Source organism: Brevibacillus sp. GCM10020057 (genome assembly GCF_042683565.1).
Lineage (GTDB): Bacteria > Bacillota > Bacilli > Brevibacillales > Brevibacillaceae > Brevibacillus.
This window is the reverse complement of the sequence record NZ_JBHUJW010000018.1, coordinates 30,591-56,716: the sequence shown is the minus strand read 5'-3', so window position 1 is coordinate 56,716 and position 26,126 is coordinate 30,591. Positions and strand designations below refer to the sequence as shown.

20 protein-coding genes and 1 riboswitch are annotated in these 26,126 nt (G+C 53.4%); of the genes, 19 read left to right on the top strand and 1 reads right to left on the bottom strand.

What is annotated here, in order from left to right; translation table 11 throughout:
• Window positions 1-143 precede the first annotated feature (143 nt).
• The 19 genes from hpf (at window position 144) to ACFSO0_RS05165 (ending at window position 24,616) form a co-directional block, all read left to right on the top strand.
• Window positions 144-698 (top strand): ribosome hibernation-promoting factor, HPF/YfiA family, encoded by a 555-nt coding sequence (gene hpf, locus ACFSO0_RS05255; protein ID WP_376877316.1) that lies wholly within the window; start codon window positions 144-146, stop codon window positions 696-698.
• A 212-nt stretch (window positions 699-910) separates the two neighbouring features.
• Window positions 911-3,427, top strand: coding sequence for a preprotein translocase subunit SecA (gene secA / locus ACFSO0_RS05250; protein ID WP_376877313.1), 2,517 nt, complete (start codon window positions 911-913; stop codon window positions 3,425-3,427).
• Between the two features lie 237 nt (window positions 3,428-3,664).
• Window positions 3,665-4,126: a hypothetical protein gene (locus tag ACFSO0_RS05245; RefSeq protein ID WP_376877310.1), complete on the top strand. Its 462-nt coding sequence runs from the start codon at window positions 3,665-3,667 to the stop codon at window positions 4,124-4,126.
• A 113-nt stretch (window positions 4,127-4,239) separates the two neighbouring features.
• Window positions 4,240-5,353, top strand: a protein-coding gene (gene prfB, locus ACFSO0_RS05240; protein ID WP_376877307.1) for a peptide chain release factor 2 whose coding sequence is annotated in 2 segments (ribosomal slippage) — window positions 4,240-4,320 and window positions 4,322-5,353 — 1,113 coding nt in all. Because the reading frame shifts where the segments join, the coding sequence is not laid out codon by codon here.
• 247 nt (window positions 5,354-5,600) lie between these two features.
• A complete protein-coding gene (locus ACFSO0_RS05235; protein ID WP_376877304.1) occupies window positions 5,601-5,870 on the top strand; it encodes a YciI family protein in 270 nt (89 codons plus the stop codon).
• A 77-nt stretch (window positions 5,871-5,947) separates the two neighbouring features.
• The gene (gene cccB, locus ACFSO0_RS05230; RefSeq protein WP_376877301.1) at window positions 5,948-6,310 is read left to right on the top strand and encodes a cytochrome c551; all 363 of its coding nucleotides are present in this window, start codon (window positions 5,948-5,950) and stop codon (window positions 6,308-6,310) included.
• A 140-nt stretch (window positions 6,311-6,450) separates the two neighbouring features.
• Entirely contained in the window at window positions 6,451-7,494 is a 1,044-nt protein-coding gene (gene argC, locus ACFSO0_RS05225; RefSeq protein ID WP_376877298.1) for an N-acetyl-gamma-glutamyl-phosphate reductase, read from the top strand.
• A gap of 15 nt (window positions 7,495-7,509) precedes the next feature.
• A complete protein-coding gene (argB, locus tag ACFSO0_RS05220) occupies window positions 7,510-8,310 on the top strand; it encodes an acetylglutamate kinase (RefSeq protein WP_376877295.1) in 801 nt (266 codons plus the stop codon).
• Between the two features lie 15 nt (window positions 8,311-8,325).
• Window positions 8,326-9,510, top strand: coding sequence for an aspartate aminotransferase family protein (locus tag ACFSO0_RS05215; RefSeq protein WP_376877292.1), 1,185 nt, complete (start codon window positions 8,326-8,328; stop codon window positions 9,508-9,510).
• Window positions 9,511-9,658: 148 nt separating this feature from the next.
• On the top strand, window positions 9,659-10,765 hold the full coding sequence (locus ACFSO0_RS05210) for a carbamoyl phosphate synthase small subunit (RefSeq protein WP_376877289.1): 1,107 nt from the start codon (window positions 9,659-9,661) through the stop codon (window positions 10,763-10,765).
• Window positions 10,758-14,000 carry a carbamoyl-phosphate synthase (glutamine-hydrolyzing) large subunit gene (carB, locus tag ACFSO0_RS05205; protein WP_376877286.1) on the top strand — a complete coding sequence of 1,081 codons (3,243 nt, stop codon included), beginning with the start codon at window positions 10,758-10,760 and terminating at the stop codon, window positions 13,998-14,000. The genes ACFSO0_RS05210 and carB overlap by 8 nt, the downstream gene beginning before the upstream one ends.
• Window positions 13,945-14,916 carry an ornithine carbamoyltransferase gene (gene argF / locus ACFSO0_RS05200; protein ID WP_376877283.1) on the top strand — a complete coding sequence of 324 codons (972 nt, stop codon included), beginning with the start codon at window positions 13,945-13,947 and terminating at the stop codon, window positions 14,914-14,916. Before carB ends, argF begins: the two co-directional genes overlap by 56 nt.
• Window positions 14,917-15,343: 427 nt before the next feature.
• Window positions 15,344-15,895 (top strand): DUF5317 domain-containing protein, encoded by a 552-nt coding sequence (locus tag ACFSO0_RS05195; protein ID WP_376877280.1) that lies wholly within the window; start codon window positions 15,344-15,346, stop codon window positions 15,893-15,895.
• Window positions 15,879-17,216: an HD-GYP domain-containing protein gene (locus tag ACFSO0_RS05190; RefSeq protein WP_376877277.1), complete on the top strand. Its 1,338-nt coding sequence runs from the start codon at window positions 15,879-15,881 to the stop codon at window positions 17,214-17,216. Before ACFSO0_RS05195 ends, ACFSO0_RS05190 begins: the two co-directional genes overlap by 17 nt.
• 193 nt (window positions 17,217-17,409) lie before the next feature.
• Entirely contained in the window at window positions 17,410-17,844 is a 435-nt protein-coding gene (locus tag ACFSO0_RS05185; protein ID WP_376877274.1) for a DUF4760 domain-containing protein, read from the top strand.
• A 232-nt stretch (window positions 17,845-18,076) separates the two neighbouring features.
• On the top strand, window positions 18,077-19,336 hold the full coding sequence (locus ACFSO0_RS05180) for an argininosuccinate synthase (protein WP_376877271.1): 1,260 nt from the start codon (window positions 18,077-18,079) through the stop codon (window positions 19,334-19,336).
• Entirely contained in the window at window positions 19,333-20,778 is a 1,446-nt protein-coding gene (gene argH, locus ACFSO0_RS05175; protein WP_376877268.1) for an argininosuccinate lyase, read from the top strand. Before ACFSO0_RS05180 ends, argH begins: the two co-directional genes overlap by 4 nt.
• A gap of 230 nt (window positions 20,779-21,008) precedes the next feature.
• Window positions 21,009-21,093, top strand: a riboswitch (cyclic di-GMP riboswitch).
• 122 nt (window positions 21,094-21,215) lie between these two features.
• Window positions 21,216-23,447, top strand: a complete 2,232-nt coding sequence (locus tag ACFSO0_RS05170) for a methyl-accepting chemotaxis protein (RefSeq protein ID WP_376877265.1) — start codon at window positions 21,216-21,218, stop codon at window positions 23,445-23,447.
• 287 nt (window positions 23,448-23,734) lie between these two features.
• Window positions 23,735-24,616, top strand: a complete 882-nt coding sequence (locus ACFSO0_RS05165) for an ATP-grasp domain-containing protein (RefSeq protein ID WP_376877262.1) — start codon at window positions 23,735-23,737, stop codon at window positions 24,614-24,616.
• Window positions 24,617-24,701: 85 nt separating this feature from the next.
• On the opposite strand, the gene ACFSO0_RS05160 is transcribed toward ACFSO0_RS05165, so the two are convergent.
• The gene (locus ACFSO0_RS05160) at window positions 24,702-25,859 is read right to left on the bottom strand and encodes an iron-containing alcohol dehydrogenase (RefSeq protein WP_376877259.1); all 1,158 of its coding nucleotides are present in this window, start codon (window positions 25,857-25,859) and stop codon (window positions 24,702-24,704) included.
• Window positions 25,860-26,126: the final 267 nt, after the last annotated feature.

Genomic DNA, 26,126 nt, shown 5'->3' with positions numbered 1-26,126 from the left:
ACCGGAAATTTAGTAAGTATTAGTAGAGTTATGTCGAATATGAACGAATAGTAAATATTTTGTATCATTTTTTTGGAGGGAGCCAGAAGGATTATTTGCCTTTCCGACGAATATTCTTAACTAGACGGAAGGGGGTTGGAACCATGAAATTTAACATTCGTGGAGAAAACATTCAAATCACTGCAGCACTTCGTGAGTATGTGGAAAGGAAAGTGGGCCGTCTCGAGAAGTATTTTGAAACACCGCAGCCTGCCGAAGCCCATGTAACCATGCGGGTTCATCGGGAAGAAGGCACGATCGAGGTAACAATCCCGCTCGGCGGGGTGATTATCCGGGCAGAGGAAACCCATGAGGATATGTACGCTGCGATCGATCTGGTGGTAGAAAAACTGGAACGTCAAATTCGCAAGCACAAAACGAAGCTCATGCGCAAGTTGCGCGTCGATTCTACGGCAAAAGTCAATGCGAGTCATTCAGCCGCTGTAGTGCTGGCCGAGGAGAGCGACGAGGAAGATGTGGACATTGACATTGTCCGCACCAAGCGTTTCAACCTGAAACCGATGGATGCCCATGAAGCTGTTATGCAAATGGATATGCTGGGACACAACTTCTTTGTATTCCAGAACAGCGATACCAACGATGTGAGTGTGGTGTACCGCCGTCATGACGGGCGCTACGGGTTGATTGAAGCCAAATAACGAAACTTTATAGCCTGTTACTCGTATAAAACTAGGGAGTTGCTATTGGCAACTCCCTTTACTTGTGTAGTGGGGAAATGATTTGTTAGAATAGATTTTTAGAGAGAGTTTATTTCGGAGAATCGGTATCTCTTTATAGAGATATGTGGAGCACTCCCAAACCGAGACGAAAGACCTATCTTGCATTGGGAGCATATGGAAGGGGTGTCCTCATGTTAGGACTCGTTAAAAAGATTTTTGGCGACAGCAATGAACGCGAAGTCAAAAAAATGTTTAAGCGCGTAGAAGCGATCAACGCGCTGGAACCAAGCATGGCAGCACTCTCTGACGAGCAGCTGCGGGAAAAGACTTCCGAATTCAAGGCTCGCCTGCAAAACGGAGAAGAACTGGACCAGATTTTGAATGAAGCGTTTGCCGTTGTCCGAGAGGCATCCAAACGGGTTCTCGGCATGAGGCATTTTGACGTCCAGTTGATCGGTGGTATGGTTCTGCAGGAAGGCCGTATTTCCGAGATGAAGACCGGTGAAGGGAAAACGCTGGTAGCGACGCTGGCCACCTACCTTAACGCCTTGCTGGGGAAAGGCGTGCACGTCGTTACGGTGAACGAATATTTGGCGGAGCGCGACTCGACCATCATGGGTCGGCTCTACAACTTCCTGGGGCTGACGGTTGGCCTGAACAAGAACGGGATGAGCGCGGAAGAAAAGCGCGCCGCATACGCATGCGACATTACGTACGGTACCAACAATGAGTTCGGCTTCGACTACTTGCGCGACAACATGGTGCTGTACAAGGAACAAATGGTGCAGCGGCCGCTGTTTTATGCCATCATCGACGAGGTGGACAGCATTCTGATCGACGAAGCGCGTACGCCGCTGATCATTTCCGGCTCCGCGAACCGTTCGACCGAGCTGTATTACATCTGCTCACACTTCGTCAAACGACTGGAGCTGGAAAAAGACTTCACGATCGACGAGAAGCTGAAGATCGTTTCCTTGACAGACGAAGGCGTCAGCAAGGTGGAGCAGGCGTTTAACATCGAGAATCTGTACGACACGGCCCACATCACCTTGAACCACCACATTACGGCTGCCCTGAAGGCGCAAGTCCTGTTCAAGCGCGACGTGGACTACGTGGTGCAGGAAGGCGAAGTCGTGATCGTCGACGAGTTTACCGGACGTCTGATGGTGGGCCGCCGTTACAGTGACGGCCTGCACCAGGCGATTGAAGCCAAGGAAGGTCTGCGCGTGCAGAGCGAGAGCATGACGCTGGCGACGATCACCTTGCAAAACTACTTCCGGATGTACCAGAAGCTGTCCGGTATGACTGGTACGGCGAAAACGGAAGAAGAAGAGTTCAAAAAGATTTACGGCCTCGATGTCGTCGTCATTCCGACGAACAAGCCGGTGGCGCGTATTGATTTGCCTGACCTGGTATTCAAGACCGAGGCTGCGAAGTACCGCGCCGTGGTCAACGACATCGTGGAACGCCACAAAAAAGGCCAGCCGGTCCTCGTGGGTACCATTTCCATCGAGAATTCGGAGCGCCTGTCCCAGATGCTGAAGCAAAAAGGCGTGCCTCACAACGTCCTGAACGCGAAGCAGCATGCTCGCGAGGCGGAGATCGTCGCTCGTGCCGGCCAGTACGGAGCGGTGACGATCGCGACGAACATGGCGGGCCGCGGTACCGACATCCAGCTCGGAGAAGGCGTAGCCGAACTGGGCGGTCTGCACATTATCGGTACCGAACGTCACGAGAGCCGCCGGATCGACAACCAGCTGCGCGGTCGTGCCGGCCGTCAGGGGGACCCGGGTTCCTCCCAGTTCTTCCTCTCCATGCAGGATGAACTGATGCGCCGTTTTGGTGCGGACAACATCATGAACATGATGGATCGTCTGGGTATGGAAGAAGACATGCCGATCGAGAGCCGTCTCGTGACGCGCGCTGTCGAATCCGCCCAGAAGCGGGTAGAGGGCGCCAACTTCGATGCCCGTAAAGGCGTACTCCAATACGACGACGTCATGAACCAGCAGCGTCTGGTCATCTACAAGCAGCGCCGCGACATTCTCGAGCAGGAAAACTTGCGCGAGGTTGCGCTGGGCATGCTGTACAGCGTCATGGACCGCAACATCGAGACGCATTGTCCGAAAGAAGAGGTGCCAGAAGATTGGGATCTGCAGGCGTTGGCGGATACAGCCAACCATTCGTTCCTGCATGAAGAAACCATTACCGTGAAAATGCTGAAAGGCAAAGAAGCGGAAGAAATCCGCGAGCTTCTGAAAGCCGAGATCGACAGGCAGTACGCACAGCGTGAAGCCGAGATTGGCGACATGATCCGCGAATTTGAAAAAGTGGTCATCCTGCGCGCTGTCGACAGCAAGTGGATGGATCACATCGATGCGATGGATCAGCTGCGTCAAGGGATTCACCTGCGCGCTTACGGACAGAACGATCCGCTGCGCGAATACCAGTTTGAAGGCTACGAAATGTTCCAGTCCATGATTGCGGCGGTCGAAGAAGAAGTCGCCATGTACATCATGAAAGCGGAAGTCAGCCAAAACCTGGAGCGTCAGGACGTCATCCGCGGCCAGGGTATGGACCCGAGCAAGCTGCAGACATCCGGTCCGTCCGATCGTCCTGACAGTGACACGTCGGGCGATGCCGATCCGAAAAACCGCGCGCAGCGCCGTGCCGAGCAGCAGGAGCGCCGCCGCAGCAACAAGCGATAATCGAAAGTGCGGCCGACATCCCCACCGCAGCCTGCGGGAGGGGATGTTTTTTTCCTGTTGATTCCTTTTGCGTAGACAACGTTCGTCCCTTTCCTGTTTCCCTCGTCGGCAGAGGATCGTCGATTTGTCTAACACTGGAAAAAGCCATCGAACGATTCTGGTGGAAATCATTTGAAAAAGCCATAGAATCGTAAGTACAACACTTTTTCCGAATACACGATGACGGGGGAATGAACGATGAAAACGACAGTCAACGTGATGGGTATACAAGCAGTAAGCATTCTGGAGCGGATCGCGGATACGCTGAAGGCCGTCCTGCGCGTCGGAAAAGAAAATCGATCGGTGCAAGTCATCAGTGATGGGAAAGAAACGGCAAGCAGCTCACGGCTGGAAGTGTTTACTGCCGAGGACCCCGTTTTTCCCGAAGAGCGAGTGGTCTCGGAAATTCCCCGGACGGTCTGGTCGAATGCATTTCTCGTCGCCCCTCATGGGCTTGTAGATAAGAGCGGAGCAGAGCGAGCAAAGGGTGCGAATATTACATGCAAAAAAATGAATAAACATTCACGCGCGAAAAAACGAACGGCGGGGCGCGCCACTCACCTGACGCTTGTCAAGTCCGCCCCGGCGGAAAGAGGACCCGTACGCGAAATCCGTGACCTGAGATCTTCGCCGTCGCCGCCAAAGCCGCCGCAACTTTGACGAATGGCCATAAAAAACGACCACCTTCCCCCTCCTGACGCGTTGTCAGGTTGCGGATCTGGCATTTTGCGATACAATATTCTTAGCTTACGGAAGAGAAGGTGATTCGCAACATGGCATTAATCGATATTGCGGACATCAAACAAGAGATGTCCAGTATGGCTAAGCGTTTAGCAGATATCAGGGGGTCTCTTTGACCTCCCTGTAAAAGAGGAGCGGATCGGTGAACTGGAGGAGCGCATGCTGGCACCCGATTTCTGGGACGACAACGATGCAGCGCAAAAAACTATCAGTGAACTGAACGCCGTCAGAAGTCTCGTGGAGACGATGGGCAAGCTGGATTCCCAGTACGAGGACCTGCAATTGATGCTCGAGCTGGTCATCGAAGAAGGGGATCAGTCCCTCATCCAGGATCTGTACGACAGCACCCAGGAGCTGAAAAAGGCTTTTGAGAGCTTCGAGCTGGAACTGTTGCTGAGCGATCAGTACGATAAGAACAATGCGATCCTGGAACTGCACCCCGGCGCGGGTGGGACGGAATCCCAGGATTGGGCGTCGATGCTGCTGCGTATGTATACGCGCTGGGGCGACGCCAAAGGCTTCAAAGTGGAGACCCTGGACTACCTGCCAGGGGACGAGGCAGGCATCAAGAGCGTCACGCTGCTGATCAAAGGGCACAATGCGTACGGGTACCTCAAATCAGAAAAGGGGGTTCACCGGCTCGTACGGATTTCGCCATTCGATGCATCGGGCAGACGCCACACCTCGTTTGTCTCCTGTAACGTCCTGCCGGAGATCGAGGACGACAACTCGGTTGACATTCGCACAGAGGACCTCAAGATCGACACCTACCGTTCAAGCGGCGCAGGCGGGCAGCACATCAACACGACTGACTCCGCAGTCCGGATCACGCACTTGCCTACCGGGATTGTCGTGACGTGCCAAACAGAGCGCTCGCAGATCAAAAACCGGGAGCGCGCCATGAAGATGCTTACAGCGCGTCTGTTTGAACGGAAACGGGAAGAGCAGGAAAAAGCGATGGCCGCGATCCAGGGCGAACAAAAGGACATCGCCTGGGGCAGCCAGATTCGTTCGTACGTCTTTCACCCATACAGCCTGGTCAAGGACCACCGCACCAACGTAGAGGTAGGCAACGTGCAAGCGGTCATGGACGGGGAGATCGACGTATTCATCGACGCCTATCTGAGATCGCAAATCAAACGCTGACGAGCGTTGCAAGACGGCAGGGACTCTCACCCGCCGTCTTTTTCTTTGCAACAGGCCACTGCAGTTGCGAGGCGCGAGTCATCTGGCGAACGAGTTGATCCGATGCGCGAACCGGGCAAAGACCCCACCCCGCTGCCTCCAAAAGCAAACTTGCCGGAAAAAGGTTTACCTTGTGCGGGACAAAGTGGTAAGTTGGTAAAAGCAGTGTTTCCAGTTCACCAAAAACGGATGTAAAGGGGAGAGCTACATGTTGTACGTTGCATTTTTACCCATTATCGACCAAGAGCTGAATGCAAAGGTAAGACCCGCCCATCTGGAGTATCTCAACGATTTGTTCAAGCAGGATAAAGTGTTCATGGCAGGCCCGTTCACAGATAAAGAAGGCGGTCTCGTCATTTACAAGGCCCCCTCCCTGGAGGAAGCGCGGAAGCTGGCGGAAGCCGATCCGGTAGTGGCAGAAGGAGCGCGTACGCTGGAACTTCGCGAATGGAATCCGCTGGAACTGCCGTTGTCCTAAACCAGCCGAAAGGAATGAGTTCGGGGCACATGTGGCATACTTAGCGAAGAAGTAACCAGAAAAGGAGGAAACAGCCCATGAAACGTGTCTCGATCTTCGCAGCCACGGCTGTACTCATCTTCTCGCTAAGTGCCTGTGGCGGCGGTCAGCAAGCCGAGCCGCCGGCGAATCAGCCGTCTACAGAGACGCCTTCCACGACGGCTCCGTCTGGCAGCTATGACGCAGCAGCAGCCGAAACTCTGTTCAAAAATACTTGTGCAGGGTGCCACGGACAGTCGCTGGAAGGTGCGGTAGGCCCGAACTTGCAAAAGATCGGCAGCCAACTGACCAAAGACCAGATTCTGGAGATTTTAAAAAACGGCAAAGGCGCGATGCCCCCCGGTCTGGTGAAAGATGCCGATGCGGACAATATTGCAGCGTGGCTTGCCGACAAGAAATAAGCGGTTTTACAGAATGAGCGCTCGGATGTTTCGGGCGCTTTTTCGCGCTCCCCGGGTTTTTAGGGTTGTATTCTATGTGAATTTTTATTATCATTCATGTATAAAAATACAAACGGTTTTACGGAGAAGGGGAGAGATTCATGATTCGGGTCGGGATAGTCGGGGCTACCGGTTACGGCGGAGCGGAATTGATTCGTCTGCTGGCGGGACACCCTCATGTGCAAATCGCGAATTTGTATTCGAGCTCTGTGGAAGGCGAGGCGCTGGAAAAAATATTTCCGCACGTGTTCGGATTGGGGCTGCCGAAGCTGGCGCCGATCGATGCGCAGAGCATGAGCGAGGAGAACGATGTCGTTTTCCTGGCGACTCCGGCGGGTGTGAGCGCGGGCTTGTCGCCGCAGCTGATGGAGCTCGGCGGTACGAAGGTCATTGACCTGTCGGGGGACTTCCGTCTGGAGAGCGGAGAGGCGTACCGCAGCTGGTACAAGCGCGAGCCGGCCCCGTCCGAGTGGGTGCAAAAGGCGGTATACGGCCTGACGGAGTGGAATCAGGAGCAGGTGGCCGGAGCCTCTCTCATCGCCAACCCGGGCTGCTATCCCACTGCGACATTGCTCGCCCTGATCCCCGTAATGAAAAGCGGCCTGGTCAAGCCAGGCAGCTGGATCGTGGATGCCAAGTCCGGTGTATCGGGATCGGGACGAGGCTTGTCCATGGGCGTGCATTTCAGCGAAATCAATGAGAATATTCATGCATACAAAGTCGCCAAGCATCAGCATACACCGGAAATCGAGCAGGAGCTGGCCAAGCAGAGCGGCGTGGAGTCGCTAGTGCAGTTTACACCGCATTTGGTCCCGATGACCCGCGGTATCCTCGTAACCGCTTACGGACAGCTGGAGCCGGGCGTATCGCAGGAGCAGGTGCAGGAGCTGTTTGAATCGACGTATGCCGACAAGCCTTTCGTGCGCATCCGTCCGGCAGGAACTCACCCCCATACCAAAGAAGTGCTCGGCTCCAACTACTGCGACATCGCTGTTCACGTCGACGAACGTACGGGACGGATCATTCTTCTGTCCGTCATTGACAATATGGTCAAAGGCGCAGCAGGCCAGGCCATTCAAAACATGAACGTCATGTTCCAGCTGCCGGAGCAAGCCGGGTTGCCGCTTGTGCCGGTGTACCCGTAAAGAGGAGGAGAGCGGATGCAAGGAATCGTGGTCATCAAATGCGGCGGCTCTACGATGGATCAGCTGCCGGACACCTTTTTTCAGGCGATCGCCAAGCTGCAGGCAGAGGGCAAGCAGATCGTCATCGTACACGGCGGCGGACCGGCCATCAACGGCATGCTGGACCGGGTGCAGATTGCGCCGCAGTTTGTGGACGGCATGCGCGTGACGTGCGAAGATACGCTGCGCGTGGTGGAAATGGTTTTGTGCGGGAGCATTAACAAGGCGCTGGTGCGGCGGCTGACGCAGGCAGGGGCCAAAGCGTGGGGCGCAAGCGGCATCGACGGGCAGACACTGGTCGCGGAAAAGACATCCAAGCCGCTGGGCTGGGTAGGCGAAGTGAAGCAGGCGGATACCACCATTCCGCTGGCGATTCTCGCGCAAGGCTACGTGCCTGTCATCGCTCCGCTGTCAGTCAGTCGCGATGGAGCCGATGCGTTCAATGTCAATGCGGATGTGGCGGCAGGCGCGATCGCGGCGGCGCTGTCGGCGGAGAAGCTCATCCTGGTGACCGATGTTCCCGGCATTCTGCGTCCCGAGCCGGATGGCAGCAAGGCGCTGGTGCAAGAGGCGAGCACAGAGGAAATCGAACGAATGATCGCGGAAGGTATTATTACGGGCGGAATGATACCAAAGGTCCAGTCTGCTCTGGACGCGTTGGGGCAGGGCGTGCAGCAGGTCGTGATTTGCCGGGGCACAGCCGAAGACGTGCTGGCGGTGAGCAGCGGAGAGGCTGTCGGCACGACTGTCCGGGTGAACGTTAATCAACCACAATAGGGAGGGGATATTCCCATGAGCACGGTTACAGCTCCAATCCATCTCATGAATAACTATGCAAGATGGCCCATCAGCCTGGTCAAAGGCCAGGGTAATCAGGTCTGGGACGACCAGGGCAAGCAGTATCTCGATTTCACGTCCGGCATCGCGGTAACATCCCTGGGGCACGTCCCGCCAAAGGTGACGGCCAAGCTGCACGAACAGCTGGACACCCTCTGGCACTGCTCGAACCTGGTGAATATTCCGCAGCAAAGCATTCTGGCGGAAAAGCTGAGCCGCTTGTCCGGACTGGATCAGGCGTTTTTCTGCAACAGCGGGGCGGAGGCGAACGAAGGGCTGATCAAGCTGGCTCGCCGCTATGCGCAAAAAGTGAAAGGGACGGACCGCTTCGAGATCATCACGTTTGCGCAATCGTTCCACGGACGCACGCTGGCCACGCTGACGGCGACGGGGCAAGACAAGGTCAAGGACGGCTTTGCTCCCCTGCCGCAAGGATTCGTTACCGTGCCGTACAACGATCTGGCAAGTGTCAAGGCGGCGATCACGGACAAGACGTGCGCCATCATGCTCGAGCTGATCCAGGGCGAGGGCGGCGTGCATCCGGCCGAGGAAGCATGGGTGACGGCATTGCGCGAACTGTGCGATGAGCATGGGTTGCTCCTCTTGGTAGACGAAATCCAGACAGGCATCGGCCGCACCGGCACATGGTTCGCCTTCCAGCAGTACGGTGTGAAGCCGGATGCCATCTCTCTGGCAAAAGGGTTGGGCAGCGGCTTCCCGATCGGCGCGGTAGTGGCGACCAAGGAGGTAGCGGAAGCTTTTGCGCCGGGCACACATGGCACGACGTTTGGCGGCAACCCGCTCGCAACGACGGCAGGCATCGCTACGCTGGATGCGATGGAACAGGAAAACATCCTCGAAAAAGTGGCCGCTATTCATGCGCTGCTCGTCCAGGAGCTGGAGCAGCTCAAAGCCGAGCATCCCGGCAAAGTGCTGACGGTGCGCGGAAAAGGTCTGCTGCTCGGCGTAGAGCTGGCGATCCCGGCGGCGGGCCCCGTGAACTACGCGCGTGAACAAAAAGGCGTCATCCTGCTGACGGCAGGTCCGAACGTGGTGCGTCTGCTCCCGTCCTTCGTCACGACAGAAGCGGAAGTGAAGCAGGCGGTAGCGGCCCTCAGCGAAGGACTGGCGCAGGCGTAAAAGCAAATATTGTGTGCATTGGAAAAATGCAACGAGTGGGAAGGGACAAAAAACTCGTTGCATTTTTATAATTTCAAATGTATATTAATACAAAGAGTTGCATAAATTCTCGGTAAGTGTGCCCTTTGGAGAGGAGTGGCTTTCATAGATGAGCAGTGAGAAAAAAGAAATTGGTGTCGGCTATCTCACGCTGGAGAGCGGGGAAGTGTTTACAGGAACACTGTACGGCGCCCCTATCACCGGATTCGGCGAAGTGGTTTTTCATACAGGAATGACAGGTTATCAGGAAGTGATGACGGACCCCTCTTTTGCAGGGCAGATCGTCACATTCACATATCCATTGATCGGAAATTACGGCATCAACGAAAGAGACTACGAGGCCGCCAAGCCGGCGCTGACCGGGATGATCGTCAGCGAGCTGTGCCTGGAGCCGAGCCACTACGAATCGGTCAAGACGCTGGCAGAAGCGGCAGAGGACTTCGGCTTCCCGATCCTGGCGGGCATTGACACCCGGACCATTACCAAGCGTGTCCGCCAAAACGGACCCGTCTTCGGCGTCATGTCCGACCGTCCGCTCGCGGCGGAGGAAGTCGTGGCGATGCGTTACAAGCACGCGAAAAAATCGCTCGTGGCCAACGTCTCCAGCCAACAGGTCGAGCGTTATCCGGGAGTCGGCGAGCATGTCGTGCTGGTCGATCTGGGGATGAAGCAGTCCATTCTCGATTCGCTGCTCGCCATGGGCTGCCGCGTTACGGTCGTGCCGTTCGATACGACATTTGCCCAGATCAAGGCGCTGCAGCCAGACGGCCTGATGTTCTCCAACGGCCCTGGCGACCCTGAGCATCTGCTCGCGTATTGCAGCGAATGGCGCAAAGCGGTAGAGCAGTACCCGACGCTGGGCATTTGCCTGGGGCATCAGGTGCTGGCACTCATGTACGGCGGCAAGACGGAAAAGCTCGCCTACGGCCACCGCGGCAGCAACCATCCCGTCAAGGAGCTGCTGACCGGAAAGGTGTACCTGACCTCGCAAAACCACGGGTACGTAGTGAAAGAAGAAGAGCTGGATAAGCGGTATTTGGCCGTCTCCTACCGCAATGTCAACGATGGCTCGGTCGAAGGGCTCCGCCATCTGTCCCTGCCCGTTTTCAGCGTGCAATTCCATCCGGAGGCACATCCCGGACCTGGCGATACATCACACATTTTCCACCAATTCTTGCAATCGATGCGCGTAGTAGGAGCGAAAAATTATGCCTAAATTGTCTCACATCCATAAAGTGCTGGTTATCGGTTCCGGCCCGATCGTCATCGGTCAGGCCGCAGAATTTGACTACGCGGGCGCCCAGGCGTGCCTCTCTCTCAAAGAGGAAGGCGTGCAGGTCGTCCTGGTGAACAACAACCCGGCTACGATCATGACTGATGAACAAGTAGCTGACAAAGTATATCTGGAGCCACTCACGGTCGAGTCCGTGACGGCGATCATCGCCAAGGAGCGCCCGGACGGCCTTTTGCCGACGCTCGGCGGTCAGACTGGGCTGAATCTGGCTGTTGCCTTGTCCGAAGCGGGCGTATTGGAAAAGTACAACGTCGAGCTGCTGGGAACGCCACTCGCGGCCATTCAAAACGGGGAAGACCGTGAGCTGTTCAAGCAGTTGATGCAGAAAATCGGCGAGCCGGTGCCGGAGAGCGACACGGTGGAATCCGTGGAAGCGGCGATCGCCTTTGCCAACGCCATCGGCTATCCCGTAATCGTGCGACCGGCTTACACACTGGGCGGCGCAGGCGGCGGGATCGCGGAGGACGAGCAGACGCTGCGCAAGGTGGCGGCAGGCGGTATTGCCGCGAGCCCGATCGGCCAGGTGCTGATCGAGCGCAGCGTAAAAGGATGGAAAGAAATCGAATACGAAGTCATGCGGGATGCCAATGACACCTGCATCATCGTTTGCAATATGGAAAACCTCGACCCGGTGGGGATTCACACCGGCGATAGCATCGTCGTTGCTCCTTCCCAGACGCTGACGGATCGCCAGTATCAAATGCTGCGCAGCGTCTCGACCAAGGTCATCCGTTCCTTGGGCGTCGTCGGCGGCTGCAACATCCAGTTCGCGCTCGACCCGAAATCCGACCGCTACGTGCTGATCGAAGTAAACCCGCGGGTGAGCCGTTCCAGTGCGCTCGCTTCCAAAGCAACGGGCTATCCGATCGCCCGCATCGCAGCCAAGCTGGCCCTGGGCTTTGGGCTGGATGAAGTGCTGAACCCGATCACGGGCTATACGTACGCGAGCTTCGAGCCGGCTCTGGACTATATCGTCGTGAAAATTCCGCGCTTCCCGTTCGACAAGTTCCCGCTGGCTGACCGCAAACTGGGTACGCAGATGAAAGCGACAGGAGAAGTCATGTCTATCGCCCGCAACCTCGAGGCAGGTCTGCTGAAGGCCGTGCGCTCGCTGGAGCAAGGCTGCACGCATCTGTCCCGACCGGAAATGGCCTCCTGGACGCGGGAACAACTGGAGCACGCCTTGCAGGAAGCGACCGACATCCGCCTGTTCGTCTTTGCAGAGGCGATCCGCAAAGGGTTTTCGGAGCAGGAACTGCACAGCCTGACGGGCGTCGATCCGTTCTTCCTGCGCAGCCTGCGCAAAATTGTCGATCTGGAAATCGAGCTGTCCTGCTGCGAAGGCAGCGTGCTGCCGACGGAATTGCTGCTGGAGGCCAAACGCCGCGGTTTTGCCGATGAAACCATCGCGACTCTGACCGGCCGCAGCGCAGCAGAAATCAAAAGCATGCGCCGGGAGGCAGGGATTGCCCCGACATACAAAATCGTGGATACATGCGCAGCGGAGTTCGATGCGAAAACCCCTTACTACTACTCCGACTGGCAAGGCGTGGACGAAGTCGCCTCCTTGGAGGGACGCAAGGTGATGGTTCTCGGCTCTGGCCCGATCCGCATCGGCCAAGGGATTGAATTCGACTATTGCTCTGTGCACGCAGCCAGGGCTTTGCAAAAGAACGGCATCGCGGCGGTGGTCGTGAACAACAACCCGGAGACTGTCAGTACGGACTATGAGACGGCGGATCATCTGTACTTCGAGCCGCTTCACGTGGAAGACGTCCTGCATATCGCAGAGCGCGAGCAGGTGGAAGGCGTCATGGTGCAATTCGGCGGACAGACGGCCATCAACCTTGCAGCCAAGCTGGAGAAGGCCGGCCTGAAGGTGATGGGGACGTCTCTGGCAGCCATCGAGCGCGCAGAAGACCGCGAGCTGTTCTACGAAATGCTGCGCAAGCTGGACATCCCGCACATCCCGGGGAAGGGCGTTTTCTCGCTGGAGGATGCGACCGCAATCGCGGAAGAAATCGGCTTCCCTGTGCTGATGCGCCCGTCGTACGTCATCGGGGGTCAGGGGATGGTCGTCGTCCACGATCTCGGGGAGCTGGAGGCGACGATCAAAGGCTGGTTGAATCATCCGGACAGCAAGTCGTTCTTCCCGCTGCTGGTAGATAAGTACGTGCCGGGCAGCGAAGCCGAAGTGGATGCGGTCTGCGACGGCGAAAGCGTCATTATTCCAGGCATCTTCCAGCATGTCGAAAAAGCCGGCATTCACTCCGGCGACAGCGTAGCACTGTTCCCGGCACCAGGTTTGTCAGACGACATCAAACAAAAGATCGCGAGCTACACCGAGGCAATCGCCAAAGAAATGGGCGCAGTCGGCCTGATCAACATCCAGTTTGTCATCGACGGCAGCACGGTCTATGTGCTGGAGGTCAACCCGCGGGCTTCCCGCACCGTTCCGATCACGAGCAAAGTGACGGGCATCCCGATGGTCCAACTGGCTGTGCAGGCGCAATTGGGGAAAAAGCTCGCCGGACTTGGCTACGGCACAGGCTTGCTGCCGGACATCCCATTCGCGGTCGTAAAAGCACCAGTGTTCTCGACAGTGAAGCTGAACGGCGTGGACCCGGTGCTCGGACCAGAGATGAAATCGACGGGCGAAGTGCTCGGCCTGGGGCGCACCTTCGCGGAAGCGGCAGGCAAGGCGTTTGCGTTCAAAGATAACTTTTACGGCGACTGGAAAGCAGGTCATCTGGTGATCGTGTCCCTGAAAGACGGCGACAAGCAGCCGGACGTCAGCAAGACGCTCGCCCGGCTACAGGCGGAAGGCGCCGTACTGGCAGCGACAGCCGGAACAGCGGACTGGCTGCAAAAGAGCGGAGTAACCGTCAGTCATGTCATCGACAACGAGCTGACCGTAAATGCGCTGCTGCAAAAAGAAAAAGCCGCCTTCGCGCTGATTACGGCGACCATCGGCAACCGCCTGGGCCGCACAGGTTTTGCCATCCGCGGCCGACTGGTGCAACAAGGCGTACCGCTGTTTACAGCTATTGAAACCTTCGATTTGTACGTGAAGTCTATTATGGAGAAAAGAGGTGGCTCACATGCAGCCAGTGAAGATATTGGAACACTTACCAAGTTTGTTGCTCAACAAGCATAAAGGAAAAGATCTGCTGCGCATCGACGAGTTCAACGGGGAAGAATTGATGGAGCTGCTGCATCTGGCAGCGCGCATCAAGAAGATGCAGCAACTGGGACAGCCGTTCCAGCCGCTGCAGGGCAAGACGCTCGGCATGATCTTTGACAAGGCGTCGACGCGTACGCGTGTGTCTTTTGAAGTAGGCATGTACCAGCTGGGCGGGATGGGCATGTTCCTCAGCGGCAAGGAGCTGCAGCTGGGACGCGGCGAGCCGATCAGCGATACGGCGAAGGTACTTTCCCGCTACGTCGATGCGATCATGATCCGCACCTTCTCCCACGCGTATGTGGAAGAGCTGGCAGAGCACGCCACCATCCCGATCATCAACGGGCTGACGGACCTGTACCACCCTTGCCAGGCGCTGGCTGACATGCTGACGATCTGGGAGCACAAGGGCAAGCTGCAAGGGATCAAGCTCGCGTACGTCGGAGACGGCAATAACGTGGCGAATTCCCTCGTACTGGCAGCCGTTCTCCTGGGCATGGACGTGCGCGTAGCGACTCCGCCGGGCTATGAAATGGACACCGCCATCGTGCAAAAGGCAAAAGAATACGCCGGGCAATACGGCGGAGGATTGATGGTAACCCACGATCCGGCAGAAGCGGTAGCCGGCGCGGATGCGGTGTACACGGACGTCTGGACCAGCATGGGCTTTGAAGCAGAGAACGAAGTGAGACTGCAGGCATTTGCCGACTATCAGGTCAATGAAAAACTGGTAGCACTCGCCGATCCGAACTACTTGTTCCTGCACTGCCTGCCGGCTCACCGCGGCGAAGAAGTGACCGCAGGTGTCATCGACGGTGCGCGCTCCTTTATTTTTGATCAGGCAGAAAACCGCCTTCACGCCCAAAAAGCGATTCTGGCTGCGCTCGTGTGAAAAAGGCTCCGGTTCTTTTGGCCTATTTCTCAAAATAAATCCAATAGCCTATGAATATATGATTGCCGATATTTGACACTTATGTGTAATATATAGGTATGAAAGTCGCAAAGAAGTACGGGCTGTATTTGGTCGCTTGGTCCGTATGGAGCCAGTAGCGAATCCGGCCTTTTCGACAGAAAAGGAAAGACGCGCAGGGGCTGTACATGGTCGCTTGGCCCCTGGGTTGGACAATAGCGAAGCCAGCTTTCTCCACTATATTTAAGGGGGGGAAATTGATATGAAAAAATGGTTCGTTACCGTATTGATGGTTGCTGCAATCGTAGCTGCTATTTCTGCAAACTATAACTATGGTTGATTGATGAAGATAAAACACCGCTTTATGCAAAGTGGTGTTTTTCTTTAAGATTTGGAGGCATTGAAAAACATGCTATTAGACGTAATTTGTTTTTCTTTTATCGTAGCTTTCTTGAGGGGCGGCAGAGTAAAAGCCATTCCGAGTTTTCGATTGTTGTATCTATTGATTATCAGCATCGCCCTGCAAGTAGTTTCGGCCTTTCTTCCAAGCTACGGTGGTATTTTTGTATCGATTTCGTATGTGCTTATTTTGGTATTCTTGGCATCGAATCGGAAGTATGAAGACATCAGAATTCTTATGATCGGTTGGTTTTTAAATGCACTTGCCATCTGGACGAATCACGGCAAAATGCCTATTGATCTGGAACAAGCCAAAAAGACACCATACGACTTGACCCCGATTATCAACGGCACCAATTTCAAGCACAGTGTTTTAACGGAGAGTACAAATCTGCCATTCCTGACTGATATAATATACATGCCATTCGTAATTCCGCGTGTTATTAGTATTGGTGATATATTTATCATGCTAGGTACTTTTTTCCTCGTTCAGCGATTTATGAATAAGCCTATATCGCTAATACAACTTCGTGAAGGTAAGAGCTATGCTGCCAAAAATTAATCTCCGTAATTATGTCAAAGGGTTCATTGTTCAAATTGGGTATATCGGCTTAGCTTTCCTCATCATTTACAGCGCAATCGAAGAATGGAACATGCGCGAACATTGGGGAGCCATGATTATCTATGCTTTACTTACGGTTGGGGCTTCTTTTGCTCCGATCCGTACCTTTAACTCGACACTCACATTGAATAATGCCGTCATCTGTTCGGGGATTATTTTATATGGAGCATGGATTGGTGTTTGGTCTGCGTTAATAGAAACCCTAATGCTGGCGTTTTTAGTACGGTTTCATCCTCTAAAGGCACTCTCGAATGTTGGGCAGATTCTCATTACGATCTGGGTTGTAGAATTTCTCAAAAATTACATGGGCGGTTATGCAATTCCGCCCATAATCTCTGACATGATTCTCGCAGTCGTATATTGGTATGTAAACATGTCTCTCTGTGCGATGGGCATTTCCTATTACTTTAAAGTACAGTGGCTCCCCACGATGAGAGAATTGGCAAGAGGAACGACCCTGACATACCTGCTGCTCATGGTAATGGGCTGCATCGGTTCAAGGCTGGTGGAAATCTACGGGCTTGTCACACTGATTCCGATTTTGGGAGCATTCATCACGATGAGCTTCGTTTACCATCAATACTACGACAGCCTCAACAAACTCCAGCAAAAGGTAGAGGAAGTCAAGTCATTCAACCACAGATTTCTGATGGGGATGGCGGCTTCTATCGACGCGCGTGACCGTTACACGAGCGGTCACTCTCAGCGCGTCGCTCATTGGGGCAGAGAAATCGCAAAAGAGATTGGTCTGCCACCAGAAAAGGTCGAAGAAATTTACATAGGCGGCATTTTGCATGATATCGGCAAGATCGGAATTAAAGATGAAATTCTGAATAAAAAGGGAAGATTAACACCGGAGGAATACGATAAAATCAAACAGCATACGGTGATTGGATACGAGATTATTTTACAGGCGGGCATGTTCAATGAATTGCTGCCGGCCATTCGCTCCCACCATGAACGCATTGACGGCAAGGGGTACCCGGACGGGCTGGTCGGGGATGAAATTCCGCTGATGGCGAAAATATTGGCGATATCCGATTCGTTTGATGCGATGGTGGCAGATCGCCCATACCGAAAAGGGCTGCCGGTGGAGGAAGCGCTGAATGAAATTCGGCGCGGTTTTGGCACGCAGTTTGACGAGAAGCTGGCCGGTCATTTCATCGACATCATTCAACGGTTGCCGCGTGATGAACTTGAGAGCATTATCGGACAAGAGGCGCAAGCGCAAAAGCAGTTGCAGGAGGCGATGAATGAGTAATGTCTCCGGCAACTGCTTGTTGTTTTTTTGGGGGGGTCAGCCGTATGAAATGCCATACCAGGAGAGAACTGCAGGACCGGCTGGTTGAAAACAGGGGGGCGACGTAATTCACCGCTCTGTTCGCTTGAATCCAGAACCTTTTGAATTCATACTGGACAATGTACTGTAAATTTCTTCAGGAGGTGATCCAAGCATGGTGCCTACTTACCAGGATGCCGACATGATGCTGAAGCTTTACGAACAGTATGAATCAGACCGATTGCGCACGGCAAGGGCGTGGTTCTCGACGGAGCTGGAACCGATCGCGGAAACGGGGAAGCCCGAGCTTTTTTGGGAACGTTTTCCGCGTGGGAGCGAGGGCTTTGCCCATTTTGCAGGGCTGTACGGTTTTTTTGAAATGGTGGGTGTCTTGCATAAAAACGGGCTTGTTCATCCGGATCTGTTGTTCGACATGTGGTTTATCAACGGGTTTTATCGTCCGATGTACCCGATCATTGCCGCCTGGAGAGAGCGGGGAGACATTCACATCGCGGAAAACTTTGAGCGCCTGGCTGTCGCTGAGCTGGACTGGATTTGCATCCATAAGGGGGCAGAGTACGTACCGCAAGTACCGTATGCCAGAAAATAGTGGCCAGCCCGAAAATGCAACAACAGCCGCCAAGTTTTATGCAAGGCGTTTTATCGTGAAAAAACGAGCAGCCGGACGAGTATTCTTTCTTGTTCGGCTTTTCTGTATAAAGCGTTTCCTGAAATTGCAGGACGAAAATGTAGAAGGTTCAAAAGAAAAGTGGTTGTATTTTTATTAGTTTGTTTGTATAATTACTCACATGAAATTATCTTCGGAACAGGGAGAGAGAACGATGGCAAGAGATAAAATTGTGTTGGCCTACTCGGGCGGCTTGGATACATCCGTAGCAATCAAATGGCTGCAGGAAACATATAACTTCGATGTAATTGCGGTAGCGCTGGATGTAGGAGAAGGAAAAGATCTGGACTTCGTGCAGAAAAAAGCGCTGCAAGTCGGTGCGCTGAAGTCGATCGTCGTGGATGCGAAGGAAGCATTTGCAGAGGAGTTCGTCCTGCCTGCATTGAAAGCAAACGCGATGTACGAAGGCAAATATCCGCTGGTATCTGCGCTGTCCCGCTACCTGATTTCCCGCGTGCTGGTAGAAATCGCGGAAAAAGAAGGCGCTGTGGCGGTCGCTCACGGCTGCACCGGCAAAGGGAACGACCAGGTACGCTTTGACGTGTCCTTCACCGCTTTGAACCCGAACCTCAAAATCGTGGCGCCTGTGCGTGAGTGGGGCTGGACGCGCGACGAAGAGATCGAGTACGCGAAGAAGAACAACATTCCGATTCCGATCAATCTGGACAATCCGTACAGCATCGACCAAAACCTGTGGGGCAGAAGCTGCGAGTGCGGCGTGTTGGAAGATCCGTGGGCAGCTCCGCCAGAAGGCGCGTACGATTTGACCAAATCGATCGCAGATGCGCCTGATCAACCGGAAGAAATCGAGATCACGTTCGTACAAGGCAAGCCGACTGCACTGAACGGCGAAGAGCTGCCGCTGTCCGAGCTGATTCTGAAACTGAACAAAATCGCCGGAAACCACGGCGTAGGCCGTATCGACCACGTAGAAAACCGCCTGGTCGGGATCAAATCCCGCGAAGTGTACGAGACGCCTGCAGCGACTACGCTGATCCTGGCTCACCGCGAGCTGGAATTCCTGACCCAGCCTCGTGAAGTAGCGTCTTTCAAACCGATCGTGGAACAAAAAATGGCGCAAGTGATTTACGAGGGGCTTTGGTACTCGCCAATCCGCAATGCGGTTCAAGCCTTCATCGAAGAAACGCAAAAACACGTAACCGGCGTCGTGCGCGTAAAACTGCACAAAGGCCATGCGATCGTAGTGGGACGCAAATCTGCTTCCTCCCTGTACAGCCATGAGCTGGCTACGTACAACGCAGGCGACCAGTTCGACCACAAAGCGGCGCTCGGCTTCATCAAGCTGTGGGGACTGCCGACCAAAGTTTACGCGCAAGTAAACGAAGGTGTCTTGCATGAGAACATGAAGACAGACATCAAGATTTTGGACGAAAAGGATGCGATCAAGCAATGAAACTCTGGGGAGGACGCTTCACGAAGCCGACGAATCAGCTCGTAGAAGAGTATACTGCTTCTATCTCTTTCGACCAGAAGATGTGGCGTCAGGACATCGTCGGCAGCCTGGCTCATGTTGCCATGCTGGGCAAGTGCGGTATCCTGCCGATGGAGGAAGTCAGACAGATCATTGCTGGTCTGAAAAAAGTGAAAGAAAAGATCGAGCGCGGGCAGGCCGAGTTTCTCGTCGCCCACGAAGATGTCCATATGAATATCGAAAAAATGCTGATCGAGGAAATCGGTCCGGTGGGGGGCAAACTCCACACGGGCCGCAGCCGCAACGACCAGGTCGCCCTCGACATGCATCTGTACCTGCGGGAAAAGCTGATGGAAATCATCCAGCTGGCGATGTATCTCCAGGAAGCGATGGTCGAGCAGGCCAGCCAGCATCTGGATACCGTCATGCCGGGCTATACCCATCTGCAGCGCGCGCAGCCGGTCCTGTTCGGCTACCACCTGATGGCGTATGCGTCCATGCTGCAGCGTGACATCGAGCGCATGACCGAGACGTGGAAGCGCGTCAATGTCCTGCCGCTGGGAGCGGGTGCGCTGGCCGGGACGACATTCCCGATCGACCGGGCGTTCGTGGCGGAGCTGCTGCAATTCGACGGGATTTATCAAAACAGCATGGACGCTGTCAGCGACCGCGACTTCATCGTCGAGTTTTTGGCGGATGCGTCCCTTTTGATGACCCACCTCTCCCGTCTGTGCGAAGAACTGGTCATCTGGAGCAGCCAGGAGTTTTCCTTCGTGGAGCTGGACGATGCGTTCTGCACGGGCTCCAGCATCATGCCGCAAAAGAAAAACCCGGATGTCGCCGAGCTGGTGCGCGGAAAAACAGGCCGCGTCTACGGCAATCTCCTTGGCCTGTTGACGGTGCTCAAAGGCTTGCCGCTGGCGTACAACAAAGACATGCAGGAAGACAAGGAAGGCATGTTTGATACCGTAGCGACCATTCATGGCGCGCTGGCTCTTTTGACGCCGATGATCCAGACGATGCAGGTCAAAACCGAGCGGATGCGCCAGGCGGTGACCAACGACTTCTCGAATGCGACAGACCTGGCTGACTACCTCGTGCGCAAAAACATGCCGTTCCGTCAGGCGCATGAAGTGGTAGGCAGGACAGTTCTGTACTGCATCGAGCACCAAAAGTACTTGCTCGACCTGTCGCTGGAGGAGCTGCAGAGCTTTTCCGATGTGATCGGCGAGGATGTGTACGAAGCACTCGCGGTCGAGACTGTGGTCAATGCCCGCAACGTGCTCGGCGGTACTGCCCGCAATCAGGTCGAGGCGCAGATCGAGTGGTATCGCAAAAAGCTGTTGGAAACTCATGCGTGGGTGGACGAAAACAGCCAAAAGGTCATGATCGAGTCTTTGATTGACGTCGGTTCTCCGGCGTAGTTTAGCCACCCTGTCATAAATGAACAAGCGGTGAGGCAATTTGCCTGACCGCTTGTTCAATGTGCACCTCTCTTCCTGAGCTTCCTGAAAATCGACAAAAGGAGAAAATAAGGGACTATGGGAATGGAGAAAGAGGACTCGAATCGTGAAAAAATAAGTCGAATTATAGGGATTATTGACTATAGTCTCTCTTTGTTATACGATGATCTCAATTCCAGTATTTATGAATTTAATATGATAGGCAAACTTATCGAAAGGTAAGGACGCAAAGCTACGGGTCTAAAGTTGTTAAACTATGATCGCCGGGTTGCCGTGACATATTTCTATTGGACAGATAGAACTATTCGGATACCCGAATAGTTTTTTTTGGAGCTCCCGATTTTCAAAATTTGACAAAACACAGATACGTAGCTGAGATCAAACAAGGAGGAGTTCAGATGAAACGGTTGAGAGAAAAGTTTCGCAGTCTCCAAATCAGGTTTTTGGGATTATTTGTGGTCATCCTGGTTGTTCAACTTGTTTTTTCAATGTTTATGATCAACAGTTTCAAAAAGGTCATACAGCAGGACGAAGTAACCAAATCAAAAAACTTCCTGGAAAGCAAGACGGATTTGATTGGATCAGAGTTTGGCAAAATTGGACTGGTAGGAAAGCTGGCAAGCTCGACATTTGAACAAAGATTGCAAGAAATGAACGGGATTTCCGATGAATTGCTTGAGAGCGCTTTTCAACAGAAATATTTGATGGCAAATGGCTTGTACGGTCTGGATGATTATGTGGCGAAAACAAAGCTTGATATTGGGAACGCCCGCATCGATAAAGGACCAATCACCCTCGAACAGAAGAAAATCATCATGGCGTCGGAATCATTTGATGGGCTGTTTGCCACCATCAAGAAAACCATTCCTGAATCCCAATGGTACTATTTTACGACAGAAGGCAATTTCCAAAAAATTTATCCTTTTGTAGATAACAAAGAGGGGAAATACGTCACCAGCAAGTCGAGAGAAAACGCATTCTACACGATCGCCCGTCCTGAAAACAACCCCGGTAAAGAGGTCGTTTGGACTGAGCCATACAAGGATGACCTCGGCAGCGGCATGATGGTGACAGCATCCATCCCGATTTATGCGCAAGATAAGTTCTACGGAGTATTTTCCGTCGATATTTCGCTGAGTGGCATCGAAAAAGTAGCAAGCTCGTTCACGAGAGAAGATGGATCGCATGCAATCGTAGTAGATTCCGGCAAGAATATTTTGACTGGCGCAACTAATCCTGCAGAAAAAGACAAGCAGAGTACGCTGGAAACAGATATTAAGGACCCGGAAGCCAAAGCCTGGATGGAAAAGGTTATCAGCGAAAAGAAAGATTCGGATCTGTTCCATGATTCCGTGGACTACATTCTGGCGAAGAAGATCGCTTCTACGGGCTGGTATATCTTCATGTATATCCCGACCGACACCATTGAACATGCAGCAAATGAATCGACGATGCTTGTGATTTGGGTCATTGCTTTCTTTATCGTAGGTATCCTCGTCATCCTGGTTTATATGTCCAAACGCCTGAAGGCACTGCGTGTGGTGCGCGACCGCTTGGGCATCATTGCTTCTGGCGGTGGAGACTTGACCGGACGTATTCATGTTTCCGGTAGCGATGAAATTCGCCAGTTGGCTGACATGTTCAACGATTATCTGGATCAGTTGGAAAGTATGATTGCGAATATTAAACGCGCAGCTTCTTCTGTCGTTTCCTATTCCAACCAACTGGAAGAAAATATCCAGACCAGCTCCAATTACATAAACGGTATCAACCAAAAGAGTCATGATGTTCTCAATGAGTCTACAAATATTTCGGCCGTTACCGAAGAATTGAGCGCAGCTGTGGAAGAGATCGCGGCTACGACGAGAGACAACCTGTCTACTCTGGACAAACTCGTAAATGAAGTGATGCAAATCAAGACACTGTCTGAGAACTCTGAAGGTGTTGCCAATAAAGCGTTGAGTGGCATGGAAAACATCGAGAGCGAAGTGACAAAATCTGTAGACATCACAAAACAGCTGGAAGAAAGCATGAAACGCATTCGCGAAATTGTGACCACGATGACAGATATCAGCTCACAAACCAACCTGCTCGCTTTGAACGCCTCCATTGAGGCAGCGCGTGCAGGTGAAGCAGGGAAAGGGTTCTCCGTGGTTGCAGAAGAGGTGCGGAAGCTCGCGGAAGAGTCGAAGAAAAGCTCTGACAACATCAATGAGATTATTGGCGAGCTGCAATCGTCTCTGCGTGAAACCATTGAGGCTTTGACGAATCAGAGCGATATTATCATGCAGGAGAAGCAAAACGTTCTGTCTCTGATCAAACATATGTCCGAGATCAAAGGTTCGATTGAGACTTCTTCGGAACAGATCAACACGTTCCAAACCAACGCCGATGCACAGGCCGACGGAACAGACTCTTCTTCCGAAAATCTGGGACAAGTGGCCGAGAGCCTTACCGAAGTGACAACGGCATTGGCTAACATTAACGAGAACATCCAGAATCAGACGGACATTCAGGCCAATATGAGTGACATCGCAGGTCAGATGAAAGCAACATCTGAGCAACTTCATGACTTGGTGAAATTGTTTGTAGTACGTGAAGAACTAATAAAACAAGCAGAAGAGGTGTGAAACGTATGAATCTGATGGTCCTAGACAAACCATATGTATCTATCCTTATGTCACAGACACTCAAGCACATGGACGTTCAGGTAATCAAATGCGGTGACACTCGAATTCCATTGGAGAAATCCCTAAATGTCCGGTTGCTGGAGGAAACAGGAAATCTCGCAGGCGATACGGAATTGACCCTCTTGTGCAACTCTGAGTACGGGGTAGCTTCCATTTATCCGTTGTTGAAAGGAACGCAGATCTGGGAGAATGCGGAGCTTTTCAAAAACAAGGTGAAATTCAGGGAATTGCTAAAGCAACACTATCCGGATTTCTATTTCCGTGAAGTTACATACGAAGAGCTGGTCCAACTGCCAGCGAGCAGCTTGTCCTTGCCGCTCGTGATCAAACCGGCAAAAGGATTTCGCAGCGTAGGCGTCTATCTGGTGGAAAAAGAAGAAGATTGGCCATCGATTTGCCGGCAAATACAGTCGGATATGATCGCAGCCAAGGAAATTTATCCGGATTCCGTCGTGAGCGCCAGCAGCTTTATTCTGGAGGAATGGATCAAAGGCGATGAATACGCGGTCGATGCGTATTATGATGAGAATGGTGAGCCTGTCGTCCTGAATGTGTACAAACGGATGTTTGCGCACGAAACAGATACATCAGATCGCATCTACTTCACCGGCAAGTCCGTTTTGAAAGAGTCGTTATCCAAGGTTGAAGCCTTCATGAGAAGCATGGGGCAAGTCATTTCGTTGCGTCGTTTCCCTATGCACTTTGAAATTCGAGTCACCGATTCCGGCAGATTAATCCCGATTGAAGTCAATCCGCTACGTTTTGCCGGATTGTGCACCACAGACCTTGGGGCACACGCTTATGGCATCAACGTGTATGAGTACTTCTTCGAGCAGAAGAAGCCGAATTGGGCAGAAATTATCGCGTCCCTGGATGATAGCTATTTCAGCTTCCTGTGCGCCGAACTGCCGCTGAGTATCGATGGCAGATCGATCGAATCCGTTCATGACAGGCGTTTTGTCAAGAACTTCAGTGATATTCTTGAGTACAGACTCGTTTCTTATGAGGAATATCCTACGTTCTCGGTTGTTTTTTACCGAAGCAATTCGCTGGAAGAAAACAAACATTTGCTCGAATTGGATTTGGAACAATATTTGGTCATGAAGTAAGCCGGGAAAAAGGAAAAGCGGCTTCTTCCCGCTAACAGTCAAGCCCCCTTGCTCTGCAGTTTCACAGAGTAAGGGGGCTTGCCATTTATAGAGACATGCGCAAAATCTCCGCGACATCTTCGCTGGTCAGCTTTTTGAAGCTGCCGATCGGGCCGAATGGGGTCGCTTTTTTCGCCATGACTTGCAAGTTTTCGTCGCCGATTTTGTAGTCGGCAAGGCGGGTCGGCGCACCGATGCGGGCGAAGAATGCCTCCGTCGCAGCGATTCCGGCCAGCGCCACTTCTTCGTCTGTTTTTCCGGCTGGATCGACGTTCCACACTTCCACTGCAAAACGGACAAAGCGGGATACGTTCTCCCGGTAGACGTAGCGCATCCATTTCGGGAAGATGATCGCCAGACCGCCGCCGTGCGGGATGTCGTAGACGGCGCTTACGGCATGCTCGATGGAGTGGGTCGCCCAGTCCGTTTCTACGCCGACAGGCAAGGTGCCGTTCAACGCCATCGTGCCGCAATACAGAATGTTGGCGCGGGCGTCGTAGTCTTCCGGATTGGCGAGGACGCGCTCCGCGTTTTCGATCACGGTTTTCAGGATGGACTCGGCGAAGCGGGTCTGCAGCGGAATTTCCGGTGTATGGCTGAAATATTGTTCAAATACGTGCGACATGATGTCGCTGATTCCGTAAACGGTCTGATCGCGAGGTACAGTAAAGGTGTTCTCCGGGTCCAGAATGGAGAAGGCCGGGAAGGTCGTGGTGCCCCCGTGTTTTTCCTTGGTCTCCCAGTTGGTGATGACACTGCCGCGGTTCATTTCGGAGCCGGTAGCAGCCAGCGTCAGAACGGTGCCGAGCGGGAGTGCTGCGGCAGGGGTCGCTTTGTGTGTGTAAAAGTCCCACACGTCTCCATCGTACGGCACCCCGACTGCAACGGCTTTGGCTGCGTCGATGACGCTTCCGCCGCCAACGGCAAGGACCCAGTCGACGCCTTCCTGCCGACAGGTGGCGATGCCTTTTTTTACGGTCTCGAGACGAGGGTTCGGCTCTACGCCAGCCAGCTCCAGAACCCGGCAGCCCGCTTCCTGCAGCAGGGAGGTGACCTTGTCATACAGGCCTGAACGCTTGATGCTGCCGCCTCCGTATACCATCAGGACTGTAGAGCCAAGCTGTTTCGCCTTTTCCGGCAACAGGGACAGCTGTCCCCGTCCGAAAATCAATTCGGTAGGATTATGGTAAACAAAGTTGTTCAACGTTCGTGCCCCTTTCCATTTGTCATTCTTTTCTATTGTAGCCAACCCCTCACATGGAGGCTAGACGCCGATGTGCTGGCGAGTGCAGCGGGAAAAGGATGTCGGAACCACGCGAATGTGAACCTGTTTCGACAAGAATTAAGAGATTTGGTGGATTCCATCAGCGAAACAGGGTGATATAATATGTAGGATGGGGTTTCCCGCTATTTTTGTCGATTGGCGATAGGTTGCAAAAATAGCCGGGTAGAGGAACAGGGGCTTTTTGTC

Coding starts and splice junctions, on each gene's coding strand:
- ACFSO0_RS05210 (WP_376877289.1), top strand. CDS start 9,659: ATGAGCAGTGAGAAAAAAGAAATTGGTGTCGGCTATCTCACGCTGGAG.
- ACFSO0_RS05215 (WP_376877292.1), top strand. CDS start 8,326: ATGAGCACGGTTACAGCTCCAATCCATCTCATGAATAACTATGCAAGA.
- argH (WP_376877268.1), top strand. CDS start 19,333: ATGAAACTCTGGGGAGGACGCTTCACGAAGCCGACGAATCAGCTCGTA.
- secA (WP_376877313.1), top strand. CDS start 911: ATGTTAGGACTCGTTAAAAAGATTTTTGGCGACAGCAATGAACGCGAA.
- ACFSO0_RS05180 (WP_376877271.1), top strand. CDS start 18,077: ATGGCAAGAGATAAAATTGTGTTGGCCTACTCGGGCGGCTTGGATACA.
- carB (WP_376877286.1), top strand. CDS start 10,758: ATGCCTAAATTGTCTCACATCCATAAAGTGCTGGTTATCGGTTCCGGC.
- ACFSO0_RS05190 (WP_376877277.1), top strand. CDS start 15,879: ATGCTGCCAAAAATTAATCTCCGTAATTATGTCAAAGGGTTCATTGTT.
- ACFSO0_RS05170 (WP_376877265.1), top strand. CDS start 21,216: ATGAAACGGTTGAGAGAAAAGTTTCGCAGTCTCCAAATCAGGTTTTTG.
- argF (WP_376877283.1), top strand. CDS start 13,945: ATGCAGCCAGTGAAGATATTGGAACACTTACCAAGTTTGTTGCTCAAC.
- cccB (WP_376877301.1), top strand. CDS start 5,948: ATGAAACGTGTCTCGATCTTCGCAGCCACGGCTGTACTCATCTTCTCG.
- ACFSO0_RS05235 (WP_376877304.1), top strand. CDS start 5,601: ATGTTGTACGTTGCATTTTTACCCATTATCGACCAAGAGCTGAATGCA.
- ACFSO0_RS05185 (WP_376877274.1), top strand. CDS start 17,410: ATGGTGCCTACTTACCAGGATGCCGACATGATGCTGAAGCTTTACGAA.
- hpf (WP_376877316.1), top strand. CDS start 144: ATGAAATTTAACATTCGTGGAGAAAACATTCAAATCACTGCAGCACTT.
- ACFSO0_RS05195 (WP_376877280.1), top strand. CDS start 15,344: ATGCTATTAGACGTAATTTGTTTTTCTTTTATCGTAGCTTTCTTGAGG.
- ACFSO0_RS05245 (WP_376877310.1), top strand. CDS start 3,665: ATGAAAACGACAGTCAACGTGATGGGTATACAAGCAGTAAGCATTCTG.
- argB (WP_376877295.1), top strand. CDS start 7,510: ATGCAAGGAATCGTGGTCATCAAATGCGGCGGCTCTACGATGGATCAG.
- argC (WP_376877298.1), top strand. CDS start 6,451: ATGATTCGGGTCGGGATAGTCGGGGCTACCGGTTACGGCGGAGCGGAA.